Below are 11,913 nucleotides of genomic sequence, written 5' to 3'. Positions count from 1 at the left end.
AGATGTGCAGCGGCAGCACCACACCGGGGAACAGCACCGACCCGAGCGGAAAGAGCGGCAGGGTGGCGGCCATGTACCTAGCGTAGAGCGCCGGGCTTTCCCGGCGCAGTCGACACCTTGCCCAACCGTTGCTTTGCCCGGGCCGACGCGCACGCCGAGTTCGAAGAGCCTGCGCACTGCGCCCGAGCAAACGTGGCCCCAGATCACCGCTCTTCGAGCAGAGCCAGGATTACCCGTCACCCGTCACCCGTCACCCGTGCGTGTGCGGGGGCGTCCGCTGGACGGAATACTCGGCCGCGGCCATGACCGGTGGAACTACACTGGTCAGGTGATCACTCGGATCGATTTGCGGGGGATGGACCTCATCGGGGGTTCGATCGACCTGCGCACCCTGGTGCCGCGGGCCGAGCTCGACGTCGAGACCGCCGTCGAGGCGGTGCGGCCGATCTGCGACGACGTGCGGCTGCGCGGCGAGACGGCGCTGATCGAGTACGGGGAGCGTTTCGACGGCGTCCGCCTCCAGTCGGTCCGGGTCGCCCGTGAGGCGCTGTCGAACGCGCTGTCCGAACTCGACCCCCACGTGCGCGCGGCGCTTGAGGAGTCGATCCGGCGCGCCCGCAAGGTGCACACCGACCAGAAGCGCCGGGACGTGCGCACGCAGGTCGTGCCCGGCGGCGCGGTCACCGAGCGGTGGATCGCGATGGACCGGGTCGGCCTGTACGTGCCCGGCGGCCTGGCCGTCTATCCGTCCTCGGTCGCGATGAACGTGATCCCGGCGCAGATCGCCGGGGTCGGCGCGATCGCCGTCGCGTCGCCGCCGCAGAAGGAGCACGGTGGCCTGCCGCACCCGACGATCCTGGCCGCGTGTGCGCTGCTCGGCGTGGACGAGGTCTACTCGGTCGGCGGCGCCCAGGCCATCGCGATGTTCGCGTACGGCGCGGGCGAGGGCGCGACCCGCTGCGCGCCGGTGGACCTGGTCACCGGACCGGGCAACATCTACGTCGCGGCGGCCAAGCGGCTGCTCAAGGGCCGCATCGGGATCGACGCCGAGGCCGGGCCCACCGAGATCGCGGTCCTCGCCGACCTGAGCGCGAGTCCCGCGCACGTCGCCGCCGACCTGATCAGCCAGGCCGAGCACGACCCGTTGGCCGCCGCGGTGCTGGTCACCGACGCCTTCGCGCTGGCCGAGGCGGTCGAGGTCGAGCTGGCCAGGCAGGTACCGGCGACCAAGCACGCCCAGCGCATCGCCGCCGCGCTCGGCGGCCGGCAGTCCGCCATCGTGCTGGTGGACGACATCGAGGCCGGACTCGCCGTGGTCAACGCCTACGCCGCCGAACACCTGGAGATCCAGACCTCGAACCCGCGCGTGGTCGCCGGGCGGGTGCGCAACGCCGGAGCGGTGTTCGTCGGGCCGTACTCGCCGGTCTCGCTCGGCGACTACGCCGCCGGATCCAACCACGTGCTGCCCACCGGCGGCTGCGCCTGCCACTCCTCGGGCCTGTCGGTGCAGTCCTTCCTCAAGGGCGTGCACATCGTCGAGTACAGCGACGCCGCGCTGGGCGAGGTCGCACACCACGTGGTCGCGCTGGCCAACGCGGAGGACCTGCCCGCGCACGGCGAGGCTGTGACGATCCGCTTCCCGCATGAGACAGCTCACGAGGGAACCAAGGCGGGCGCGGACGCCCAGGGCGCCGACGACGGCGAGCCGGCCGACGACCTGACGACCAGGTATCCGGAGTTCGCCGACGTCCCGCGCGAGACCTCGGCCACCGACCTCGCCCCGGACGCCCCCGCACCCCGGGAAACGCAGTACACCCAGGAAACCCAGTAGTGGAGACCGGAGCAGTGACGACGACGCAGGGCGGCCCCGTCTCCTGGCAGGAGCTGCCGGTACGTGACGATCTGCGCACGCTTGCCCCGTACGGCGCGCCGCAGCTCGACGTCCCGGTCCTGCTGAACACGAACGAGAACCCTTACCCGCCGCCACCGGAGCTCATCGCCGATCTGCGCGACGCGGTTGCCGCCGCGGCCGCCACGCTGAACCGCTACCCCGACCGGGACGCGGTCGAGCTGCGCAAGGATCTCGCGCAGTACCTCGGCCACGACCTGACCGGCCGCCAGCTGTGGGCCGCCAACGGCTCGAACGAGGTCATCCAGCAGATTTTGCAGTGCTTCGGCGGCTCCGGCCGCAGCGCCCTCGGGTTCGAGCCCTCGTACACCATGCACCGGCTGATCGCGCTGGCCACCGGCACCCGCTGGATCGCCGAGCCGCGCGAGCCGGACTTCACCCTCGACCCGGCGAAAGCAGTCGCTGCGACCGAGCGGCACCGGCCCGACGTGGTCTTCCTCACCTCGCCGAACAATCCGACCGGCACCGCCGCGCCGATGGATCTGGTCGAGGCGGTGGTGGACGCAGCGCCGGGCGTCGTCGTGATCGACGAGGCCTACGCGGAGTTCTTCCGGCCGGGCACCGCCTCCGCGCTCACGCTGCTGCCGGGCCGGCCGCGGCTGATCGTCACGCGCACCATGTCCAAGGCCTTCGCGATGGCCGGCGCCCGCGTCGGGTACCTCGCCGCCGACCCCGCGGTGATCGACGCGCTGCTGCTGGTCCGCCTGCCCTACCACCTCTCCGCGCTCACCCAGGCTGCCGCACGCACCGCGCTCGCGCACGTCGACGCCCTGCTCGGTACAGTCAACGCCGTCAAGGCGCAGCGCGACCGGATCGTGGACGAACTGACCGCGCTCGGCCTGCCGGTCGTGCCCTCCGACGCGAACTTCGTCGCCTTCGGCGTAAGCGCCGACGGGACCGGCGACGCGAAGGCCGTCTGGCAGGCGCTGCTGGACCGGGGAGTGCTGGTCCGCGACGTCGGCCTGCCCGGGATGCTGCGCGTCACCGCGGGGACGCCCGAGGAGACCGGGGCGTTCCTCGACGCACTGAAGGAGGTCGTGTGAGTGTGAGCGGCGAGAGCAACGGCGTAGGGACACGACGGCGGGTAGGCCGGGTCGAGCGCTCCACCAAGGAGTCCACCGTCCTGGTCGAGATCGACCTGGACGGGACCGGCCGGGTGGACGTGGAGACCGGCATCGGCTTCTACGACCACATGCTCGCCCAACTCGGCAAGCACGGCCTGTTCGACCTGACCGTCAAGACCGTCGGCGACCTGCACGTCGACGCGCACCACACGGTCGAGGACTCCGCCATCGCGCTCGGCTCGGCGTTTCGCGAGGCGCTGGGCGACAAGGCCGGCATCCGCCGCTTCGCCGACTGCTGGGTGCCGCTCGACGAGGCCGCCGCGCACGCCGTGGTCGACCTGTCCGGGCGGCCGTACCTGGTGCACCGCGAGCCCGAGCGGATCGCCCCGATGATCGGGTCCTACGACACCACGCTCACCCGGCACATCTTCGAGTCCTTCGTCGCGCAGGCGCAGATCTGCCTGCATGTCGACGTGCCCTACGGCCGCAACGCCCACCACATCGTCGAGGCCCAGTTCAAGGCGGTCGCGCGGGCGTTGCGCGACGCCTGCGCGCACGACCCGCGGGTGGTTGGCGTGCCGAGCACGAAGGGTGTCCTGTGACCGGCAGCTACGCGGCGGCGTTCCTGATCTTCCTCGGCCTGTTCCTGATCGGCGGGGTCATCTCCTTCGCCAAACAGGGACTGCCGAAGGTGCTCACCGGGCTGCTCGGCGTCTGCGCCGCGCTGGCGATAGCCGCCGGCGTGCTGCGGTGGAAGTGAGCTGTGGTGGAAATGAGCGGGGGCGTTCGGTGACGAAGCGCGTCGCGATCCTCGACTACGGCTCCGGCAACATCCGCTCCGCCGAGCGCGCCGTTGCGCGCCAGGGCGTCGAGGTGACCGTCACCGCCGACTTCGCAACTGCGGTCGAGGCGGACGGCCTGTTCGTGCCCGGTGTTGGTGCCTACGCGGCCTGCATGGACGGGCTGCGCTCGGTGCGCGGCGAGCGGATCATCGGCCGCCGGCTGGCCGGGGCGCGCCCGGTGCTCGGGGTCTGCGTCGGTATGCAGATCCTGTTCGAGCGCGGGATCGAGCACGGCGTGGAGAGCGAGGGGTGCGGCGAATGGCCGGGGTCGGTCGAGCGCATCGACGCCCCGGTGGTCCCGCACATGGGCTGGAACCGGCTGGAGATCCCCGAGGGCAGCACGATGTTCGCCGGGCTGCCCGAGGAGGTCCGCTTCTACTTCGTGCACTCCTACGCCGCGCAGGACTGGCACCTCGAAGACACCGGGCCGCTGCCCAAGCCGAAGGTCGCCTGGTGCCATTACGGCAAGCGGCCGTTCGTCGCCGCCGTGGAGAACGGCGCGCTGTGGGCCACCCAGTTCCATCCGGAGAAGTCGGGCGACGGCGGTGCCGCACTGCTCGCGAACTGGGTGTCCACGCTCTGAACGGCTGTTTGGATTCCGTACTGGGACTCGGACAAGCCTGTTCTCGACTCGGATAAGGAAGGCGCGCATGCCCAAGCTCGAACTGCTACCCGCCGTCGACGTGGAGGGCGGGCAGGCGGTCCGGCTGGTCCAGGGCGCGGCCGGGTCCGCGACCGGCTACGGCGACCCGCTGGCCGCCGCGCTGGCCTGGCAGGCGGCCGGCGCCGAGTGGGTGCACCTGGTCGACCTCGACGCCGCCTTCGGCCGCGGCGACAACCGCAAGCTGCTCGCCGACGTGATCGGCCGGCTCGACGTGCAGGTCGAGCTGTCCGGCGGCATCCGGGACGACGACTCGCTGCGCGCGGCGCTGGCCACCGGCTGCACCCGGGTGAACCTCGGCACCGCCGCGCTGGAGCAGCCCGCATGGGTGGCCGAAGTCATCGCGGAGCACGGCGACCGCGTCGCCGTGGGCTTGGACGCCCGGCTGGAGGACGGCGCCTGGCGGCTGCGCGGCCGGGGCTGGACCAGCGACGGCGGTGAGCTGTTCGCGACGCTGGACCGGCTCGACCGCGAGGGCTGTGCCCGCTACGTGATCACCGACGTGAACAAGGACGGCATGCTGCTCGGCCCGAACGTCGAGCTGTACCGGCGGGTGTGCGCGGCCACCGACCGGCCGATCGTCGCCTCGGGCGGGGTTTCCGCCCTCGCCGATCTCAAGGCACTGCAAGAGCTCGTCCCGCTCGGCGTCGAGGGCGTTATCGTGGGCAAGGCGCTGTACTCGGGCGCGTTCACGCTTGAACAAGCCCTGGAGGCAGTCGACTCATGAGCATCAGCGCCAGGTACGGCTCGGGCGGCCCCTTCGAGGAGCGGTTCGGCTACTCGCGCCTCGTCGTCGCCGGCCCCAACGCCTACGTCTCCGGCAGCACCGCGGTGGTAGGCGGGATCGTGAATCACGAGGGCGACCCGTACAACCAGGCCCTTACCGCGTTCAACGTGGCGCTCAAGGCACTGTCCGAGGCGGGATTCGCGCGCGACGACGTCGTACGCACTCGCATGTACGTTGTGCACCCGCGCGACATGGAGGATGTCGGGCGCGCGCACAAGGAGGTGTTCGACGCGGTACGCCCCGCGGCGACGATGGTCGTGGTCTCCAAGCTGATCGACCCTCAGATGCTTGTCGAGGTCGAGATCGACGCGTACCGGGAGAACGGCCCCGGAGAGCGCCCATGAGCCTGGCCGTACGCGTCATCCCCTGCCTCGACGTGGACGCGGGCCGAGTGGTCAAGGGCGTCAACTTCGCGAACCTGCGCGACGCGGGCGATCCGGTCGAGCTGGCCGCGGCCTACGACGCGGCCGGGGCGGACGAGCTGACGTTCCTGGACATCACCGCCTCGTCGGGCGACCGGGAGACGACGTACGACATCGTGCGGCGTACCGCGGAGCAGGTATTCATCCCGCTGACCGTCGGCGGGGGAGTGCGCACGGTCGAGGACGTGGACCGGCTGTTGCGCGCCGGGGCGGACAAGGTCGGGGTGAACACCGCCGCGATCGCCCGCCCGGAGCTGATCTCCGAGATCACCGGCCGCTTCGGCAGCCAGGTGCTCGTGCTGTCGGTGGACGCGCGCCGTTGTCCCGAAGGTGTCGAGACCGAGTCCGGCTTCGAAGTCACCACGCACGGCGGCCGCCGTTCCACCGGCATCGACGCGATCGGGTGGGCGCGCCGCGCGGCCGAACTCGGCGCGGGCGAGGTGCTGCTCAACTCGATGGACGCGGACGGCACCAAGGACGGCTACGACCTGGAGCTGATCCGCGCCGTGCGAAGCGAGGTGACCATCCCGGTCATCGCCTCGGGTGGCGCGGGCAAGCTGGCCGACTTCGCCCCGGCGGTGGCCGCCGGAGCCGACGCGGTGCTGGCCGCGTCCGTGTTCCACTTCGGCGACCTGTCCATCGGCGAGGTCAAGCGCGCGCTGCGTGACGCCGGTCATCCGGTGCGCTGAGAGGCGCGGACTTCTCAAGCCCGAATTCGAATTTCCTGAAATGTCAAGCGGGCGAACAATCGTGCAACGGCGAACTAAGGTGGATGTATGGGCAGCCCGAAGATCACCCACGTCTCCATCACGCCGATCGCGGTCCTCGACGCGCCGCTGCTGAACGCCTCCGGCGTGCACGAGCCGTACCAACTGCGCGCGGTCATCGAACTCGACACCGATGCGGGTGTGTTCGGCCTCGGTGAGACCTACGGCGACGATCCGACGCTGAGGAACCTGCGTGCCGCGGTGCCCGCGCTCGTCGGCGTGGACATCTTCGACCTCAACGAACTGAATCGGCGGGTCGCCGTCGCGCTCGGCGCGGTCTCCAGCTCCAGCCCGACCGAGCTGGTCGGCCGTGCCTCGCGGGCCAAGACGGTCGCGCAGGCATACGGCGCGTTCGAAGTGGCCTGCTATGACGCGCAGGGCAAGGCGACTGACATGCGCGTGTGCGATCTGCTCGGCGGCGCGGTGCGTGCGTCAGTGCCCTACAGCGCTTATCTGTTCTACCGCTGGGAGCAGCATCCCGGATACGCGGTGCCGGACGACTATCCGGACGACGACTGGGGCGCCGCGCTCGACCCTGACGGCATCGTCGCCCAGGCCCGGCGGATGGTGGACGTCTACGGGTTCCGCTCGCTGAAACTGAAGGGGGGCGTCTTCGAGCCCGAAGCCGAGGCCGACGCCGTCGCGGCGCTGCGCGACGCCTTCCCCGACCTGCCGCTGCGCCTCGACCCCAACGCCAACTGGACCGTGGCGACCTCGCTGCGCATCGCCCCGCGGCTGGAAGGACTGCTGGAGTACCTGGAGGACCCGACCGGGGGGAACCCCGGCATGGCGGAGGTGGCCCGCAAGACCTCGCTGCCGCTGGCCACCAACATGTGCGTGACGTCCTTCGAGGAGATCCCCGAGGCGGCGGCCCTCGACTCGGTCTCGGTGGTGCTCTCCGACCACCACTTCTGGGGCGGCTTGCGCGCGTCGCAGCGGCTGGCCGGGATCTGCGACACCTTCGGCTGGGGCATGTCGATGCACTCGAACACGCACCTGGGCATCAGCCTGTCCGCGATGACCCACCTGGCCGCGGCGACCCCGAACCTGACCTACGCCTGTGACACCCACTCGCCGTGGCAGCGCGAGGACGTGATCGAGGCGGGCGCGCTGACCTGGTCGCACGGAGCGCTGGCCGTCCCCTCCGGACCGGGTCTCGGGGTCGAACTCGACCGCGACGCGCTGGCCCGGCTGCACGAGCAGTACCTGGCCTGCGGCCTGCGCAAGCGTGACGACGAGTCGGCGATGCTGCGTGCGGACCCGGCCTGGCCGCCGCGCCGCCCGCGCTTCTGACGGCCACTCGGTCAGGGCTGCCTGATCAGGGCCGCGCGATCGCCGCGCGGGCGGCCTGGAGGAGTTCGAGCACCGCGTCGACGTCCGCCGGGTCCGGCTCGGTCAGCGGGGCGCGTACCCCGCCGACCGGATGCCCGGCGGCCACCGTGAGCGCCTTGACCAGCGACACCGCATACCCGGGCCGCTTGTTGCGCAGTTCGACGTACGGCCGGAAGAACACGTCGATCAGCTTGTCGACCGCCGCGCCGTCGCCCTTTTCGAGAGCCGCGTGGAACGCCAGCGCGAGATCCGGGGCGAAGCAGAACACCGCCGAGGAGTAGAGCGGGACGCCGATCGCGCGGTACGCCCGCTGCGTGGCCTCGGCGGTCGGCAACCCGTTGAAGAACTGGAAGCCCTCGATCCCGGCCGCGCGCACGGCGCTGACGATCCGCTGCATCAGGTCCATGTCGCCGCGGCCGTCCTTGAGCCCGACGATGTTCGGCGTCCCGGCCAGCTCGACCACCGTCTGCGGGGCGAAGGCCAACCGGTCGCGCTGATAGAGGATCAGGTCGAGCGGCGTCGCGGCGGCCAGCGCACGGTAGTGGGCGATCAGCCCGGCCTGGCCGCCGTCCGGCCCGGACGGTGGGAATACCAGCAGGCCCCGCGCCCCGGCGCGTTCGGCCGCACGCGCATACTCGATCGCGAGCGCCGTGCCGTAGCCGGTGCCGCCGAGTACCGGCACTGTGTCTCTTGAGGACGCTGTGTTTCTTAAGGACACTGTGTCTCTTGAAGACACCGTCTCTCTTGAAGACGCAGTGTCTCTTGAAGGCCTTGAAGACGCGGCGTTTTCGACCGCCTCGACCGCGACCCGGACGCACTCCTCGTACTCGCCGGGAGCCAGCGACGGGAACTCGCCGGTCCCGCAGGCGGCGAACACGGCCGCCGGGCCGTCGGCCAGCCGACCCTCGACATGTGCCCGGTACGCCGCCGGATCGAACGAGCCGTCCGGGGCGAACGCGGTGACCGGAAAGTACAGCAGGCCGTCGAGACGGCCGAGCGGGGCTACAGTTGTTCGCATGTATGAATAATAATCTCTCTTGTGAACATTCGGTGAGCGTGTGAGGATGGGCGGTGTGCGAACGGATGCGGCGAGTGCGGCCGGTACGAAGGCGGCCGACACGAAGGTAGCCGGGGTGAAGTCGGCGGACCGCACCATCGAGCTGCTCGAACTGCTCGCCGGGTACGACGAGCCGCTGACGCTCAGCGAGATCCACCGCGAGCTGGCCTATCCCAAGTCCAGCCTCTTCGTGCTGCTGCGCACGTTGGTCGCCCGCGGCTGGGTGGAGACCGACCGGCGCGGGACCGGTTACTCGATCGGCGTGCGGGCGCTGCTGGTCGGCACGTCGTACCTCGACCGCGACCCGGTGATCCGGGCCGCCACGCGGGTACTTGAGCTGCTGCGCGCCGAGGTGAACGAGACCGTCCACCTGGCTCGGCTCGACGGCGCCGACGTGGTCTACCTGGCCAGCCGCGAGTCCGCGCACCATCTGCGGCTGACCTCCCGGGTCGGGCGCCGGGTGCCCGCCTACGCCACCGCGCTCGGCAAAGCGCTGCTCGCCGGTCTCACCGACGCCGAGGTGGACGCGATCCTGCCGCCGCAGCTGGAAGCGATCACGCCGCTGACCGTCGTCGACCGGGACCGGCTGTTCGCCGAGCTGGCCGAGGTCCGCGAGCGCGGTTACGCGTCCGAACGCGGCCAGAACACCCCGGGGCTCGGCTGTTTCGCGGTCGCGCTGGACTACCGCACGCCGCCGACCGACGCGATCAGCTGCTCCGTGCCGTACTCGCGGCTCGACGACGCCGGCCACGCCGCCGAGACGCTCGAAGCGGTCCGCCGGCACGCCGGGCAGCTCGGCATCCTGCTACGGCCGTAGCGTGACCCTCCGGGTTCGAGGAGCCGGCATGAACAGAGAGGAAGCAGGTGGATCGTTGTCCACGGTACTGATCACCGGCGCCGCCGGAGGCATCGGAACCCTGATGCGTTCGCGGCTGGCCCGGCCGGGGCGCGTGCTGCGGCTGCTCGACATCGCGCCGCTCGAAGCCGGACCCGGCGAGGAGGCGGTGCTCGCCTCGGTCACCGACCTGGACGCGCTGACCGAGGCCGGCCGCGGCGCCGACGCGGTGATCCACCTCGGCGGCCAGTCCGTCGAGGCGCCGTGGGAACGGATCCTGGAAGTCAACATCGACGGCACCTACAAGATCTTCGAGGCCGCGCGCCGCGCCGGGGTGCCCCGGGTGATCTTCGCCTCCTCCAACCACGCGGTCGGCTTCCACTCGCCCGACGAGTACCCGCTGCCCGATGACACGACGCCGGCGCCGGACACGTACTACGGCGTTTCCAAGGTCACCGGTGAGGCCCTCGGCGCGCTGTACCACCACCGCTACGGCCTCGACGTCATCTGCATCCGTATCCTGACGTGCTTCCCCAAGCCGCTGGACCAGCGCGCGCTGTCCACCTGGCTCTCGCCCGACGACTGCGCGCGCCTGTTCGAGGCCTGCCTCGCCGCCGAGAAGCCCGGCTACCGCGTCGTCTACGGCGTCTCCGCGAACACCCGCGGCGGCTGGGTCTCGCTCGACGGTGCGCGCGAGCTCGGCTACGAGCCGCAGGACGACGCCGAGGTCTTCGCCGCCGAGATCATCGCCGAACGCGGGGAGCTGGCCCCGGACGCCCCGGTCCTGCGCCGGCTCGGCGGCTCGTTCACCCTGCCCCAGTACGACGCCGACAATCTGTGAACGGCGACCGTCGAAACCGTGAGTGTGAGGACGCGATGACCGACCTGATCCAGGGACACGACCCGCGCACCGGCCGCCCGGCCGGCGAGCCGGTGCCCGCCACCGGGGTCGAGAACGTGGACGCGGTCGTGACGGCCGCCTTCGCCGCCTTCGAGGTCTGGCGGGAGACCGGGCGGGAAACGCGGGCCGCGGGCCTGGAGGCGATCGCGGACGCGCTTGACGGGCACACCGCGGAGCTGGTCGCGCTGTGCGATGCGGAGACGGCGCTCGGCACGACCCGGTTGACCGGCGAGGTGGCCCGCACCACCGGGCAGCTGCGGCTGTTCGCCGAGGTGCTGCGCGACGGCTCGTATCAGGGCATCGTCATCGAGCCGGCCGAGGGCGCGCGCCCGGACCTGCGCCGGATCAAGCGGCCGATCGGACCGGTGGCCGTCTTCACCGCCTCGAACTTCCCGTTCGCGTTCTCGGTCGCCGGGGGCGACACCGCCTCGGCGCTGGCCGCCGGCTGTCCCGTGATCGTGAAGGCGCACGAAGCGCACCCGCGCACCTCGCTGCGCACCGCGCAGCTGGTCAAGGCGGCGCTGGAGTCGGCCAGTGCGCCGCAGGGCGTGTTCGACATCGTGTTCGGCGTCGAGGAGGGGGCCGCGCTCGTTCAGCACCCGCTGCTGAGCGGGGTCGGCTTCACCGGCTCGACCCGCGGCGGCCTCGCGCTGGCCAAGCTGTGCGCCGAGCGGCCGCACCCGATCCCGTTCTACGGCGAACTCGGCTCGGTCAACCCCGTCATCGTCTTCCCCGGCGCGGCCCGCGCCCGGCCGCGCGAGATCGCGCGCGGATACGCGGCGTCGCTGACGCAGGGGGTCGGGCAGTTCTGCACCAAGCCGGGAGTGCTGTTCGTGCCCGACGATCCCGCGCTGCTGGAGGAGTTGGAAGCCGCGGTACGCGAGACCACCGGCGGCCCGATGCTCTCCGCGAGGATCCACGCGGGTTACGTCGCGTCGGTCGACGACCTCGGCTCGCGCGGCGAGGTCGAACCACTTGCCTCCGGCAATCCGGGCGAGGGGCCGTGGTCGGCCGCCCCGAAGGTCTACCGCACCACGCTCGGCGCCGTATACGAGCACCGCGAACTGCTCAACGAGGAGCACTTCGGGCCGATCGGCGTGGTGGTCGTCGGCGCCGCGCCGACCGATGCGCTGCGGCTGATCGAGGCCGAGGACGTCGGGCATCTCGCCGCGACAGTGCACGCGGACCTCGACGGCGACGACGTGCAGGAGGCGCGGCTGGTGGGCAGGACGCTCGCCGAGCGCGCCGGGCGGGTCATCTTCAACGGCTGGCCGACCGGCGTCGCCGTCACCCACGCCCAGCAGCACGGCGGTCCGTTCCCCGCGACGACGATGCC

General features: G+C 71.5%; 13 protein-coding genes and 1 pseudogene. 12 read left to right on the top strand and 2 right to left on the bottom strand.

Annotated features, from left to right (window positions below):
• Positions 1 to 190, bottom strand: a pseudogene (locus tag VGS97_RS18005) (hypothetical protein); the annotation flags it as partial.
• A gap of 138 nt (positions 191 to 328) precedes the next feature.
• On the opposite strand from VGS97_RS18005, the gene hisD reads away from it, so the two are divergent.
• From hisD to VGS97_RS17960, 9 genes are all read left to right on the top strand, one after another.
• Positions 329 to 1,831 (top strand): histidinol dehydrogenase, encoded by a 1,503-nt coding sequence (gene hisD, locus VGS97_RS18000; protein WP_326854730.1) that lies wholly within the window; start codon positions 329 to 331, stop codon positions 1,829 to 1,831.
• A gap of 14 nt (positions 1,832 to 1,845) precedes the next feature.
• Positions 1,846 to 2,952: a histidinol-phosphate transaminase gene (locus tag VGS97_RS17995; RefSeq protein WP_326854729.1), complete on the top strand. Its 1,107-nt coding sequence runs from the start codon at positions 1,846 to 1,848 to the stop codon at positions 2,950 to 2,952.
• A 2-nt stretch (positions 2,953 to 2,954) separates the two neighbouring features.
• Positions 2,955 to 3,575 (top strand): imidazoleglycerol-phosphate dehydratase HisB, encoded by a 621-nt coding sequence (gene hisB / locus VGS97_RS17990; protein WP_326854728.1) that lies wholly within the window; start codon positions 2,955 to 2,957, stop codon positions 3,573 to 3,575.
• Positions 3,572 to 3,733: a hypothetical protein gene (locus VGS97_RS17985; protein WP_326854727.1), complete on the top strand. Its 162-nt coding sequence runs from the start codon at positions 3,572 to 3,574 to the stop codon at positions 3,731 to 3,733. Before hisB ends, VGS97_RS17985 begins: the two co-directional genes overlap by 4 nt.
• Before the next feature lie 29 nt (positions 3,734 to 3,762).
• On the top strand, positions 3,763 to 4,398 hold the full coding sequence (gene hisH / locus VGS97_RS17980; protein ID WP_326854726.1) for an imidazole glycerol phosphate synthase subunit HisH: 636 nt from the start codon (positions 3,763 to 3,765) through the stop codon (positions 4,396 to 4,398).
• A 67-nt stretch (positions 4,399 to 4,465) separates the two neighbouring features.
• The gene (gene priA / locus VGS97_RS17975) at positions 4,466 to 5,203 is read left to right on the top strand and encodes a bifunctional 1-(5-phosphoribosyl)-5-((5-phosphoribosylamino)methylideneamino)imidazole-4-carboxamide isomerase/phosphoribosylanthranilate isomerase PriA (protein ID WP_326854725.1); all 738 of its coding nucleotides are present in this window, start codon (positions 4,466 to 4,468) and stop codon (positions 5,201 to 5,203) included.
• Complete coding sequence (locus tag VGS97_RS17970; RefSeq protein ID WP_326854724.1) at positions 5,200 to 5,607, top strand: RidA family protein; 408 nt, start codon at positions 5,200 to 5,202, stop codon at positions 5,605 to 5,607. The genes priA and VGS97_RS17970 overlap by 4 nt, the downstream gene beginning before the upstream one ends.
• The gene (gene hisF / locus VGS97_RS17965) at positions 5,604 to 6,374 is read left to right on the top strand and encodes an imidazole glycerol phosphate synthase subunit HisF (protein WP_326854723.1); all 771 of its coding nucleotides are present in this window, start codon (positions 5,604 to 5,606) and stop codon (positions 6,372 to 6,374) included. The genes VGS97_RS17970 and hisF overlap by 4 nt, the downstream gene beginning before the upstream one ends.
• 87 nt (positions 6,375 to 6,461) lie before the next feature.
• A complete protein-coding gene (locus tag VGS97_RS17960; RefSeq protein ID WP_326854722.1) occupies positions 6,462 to 7,745 on the top strand; it encodes a glucarate dehydratase family protein in 1,284 nt (427 codons plus the stop codon).
• Positions 7,746 to 7,770: 25 nt separating this feature from the next.
• On the opposite strand, the gene VGS97_RS17955 is transcribed toward VGS97_RS17960, so the two are convergent.
• The gene (locus VGS97_RS17955) at positions 7,771 to 8,802 is read right to left on the bottom strand and encodes a 5-dehydro-4-deoxyglucarate dehydratase (protein WP_326854721.1); all 1,032 of its coding nucleotides are present in this window, start codon (positions 8,800 to 8,802) and stop codon (positions 7,771 to 7,773) included.
• A 46-nt stretch (positions 8,803 to 8,848) separates the two neighbouring features.
• Between VGS97_RS17955 and VGS97_RS17950 the strand changes: the two genes are divergently transcribed.
• From VGS97_RS17950 to VGS97_RS17940, 3 genes are all read left to right on the top strand, one after another.
• The gene (locus VGS97_RS17950; protein ID WP_414641746.1) at positions 8,849 to 9,658 is read left to right on the top strand and encodes an IclR family transcriptional regulator; all 810 of its coding nucleotides are present in this window, start codon (positions 8,849 to 8,851) and stop codon (positions 9,656 to 9,658) included.
• A 28-nt stretch (positions 9,659 to 9,686) separates the two neighbouring features.
• A complete protein-coding gene (locus tag VGS97_RS17945; RefSeq protein WP_326854719.1) occupies positions 9,687 to 10,517 on the top strand; it encodes an NAD(P)-dependent oxidoreductase in 831 nt (276 codons plus the stop codon).
• 35 nt (positions 10,518 to 10,552) lie between these two features.
• On the top strand, positions 10,553 to 11,913 hold a 1,361-nt coding region (locus tag VGS97_RS17940; RefSeq protein WP_326854718.1), incomplete at its 3' end, for an aldehyde dehydrogenase (NADP(+)).

Source organism: Actinocrinis sp. (genome assembly GCF_035946395.1).
In the GTDB taxonomy this organism is placed as follows: domain Bacteria; phylum Actinomycetota; class Actinomycetes; order Streptomycetales; family Catenulisporaceae; genus Actinocrinis.
This window is presented reverse-complemented; position numbering and strand designations above follow the sequence as displayed.

Coding starts and splice junctions, on each gene's coding strand:
- VGS97_RS17960 (WP_326854722.1), top strand. CDS start 6,462: ATGGGCAGCCCGAAGATCACCCACGTCTCCATCACGCCGATCGCGGTC.
- VGS97_RS17970 (WP_326854724.1), top strand. CDS start 5,200: ATGAGCATCAGCGCCAGGTACGGCTCGGGCGGCCCCTTCGAGGAGCGG.
- VGS97_RS17955 (WP_326854721.1), bottom strand. CDS start 8,802: ATGCGAACAACTGTAGCCCCGCTCGGCCGTCTCGACGGCCTGCTGTAC.
- priA (WP_326854725.1), top strand. CDS start 4,466: ATGCCCAAGCTCGAACTGCTACCCGCCGTCGACGTGGAGGGCGGGCAG.
- VGS97_RS17945 (WP_326854719.1), top strand. CDS start 9,687: ATGAACAGAGAGGAAGCAGGTGGATCGTTGTCCACGGTACTGATCACC.
- hisF (WP_326854723.1), top strand. CDS start 5,604: ATGAGCCTGGCCGTACGCGTCATCCCCTGCCTCGACGTGGACGCGGGC.
- VGS97_RS17950 (WP_414641746.1), top strand. CDS start 8,849: ATGGGCGGTGTGCGAACGGATGCGGCGAGTGCGGCCGGTACGAAGGCG.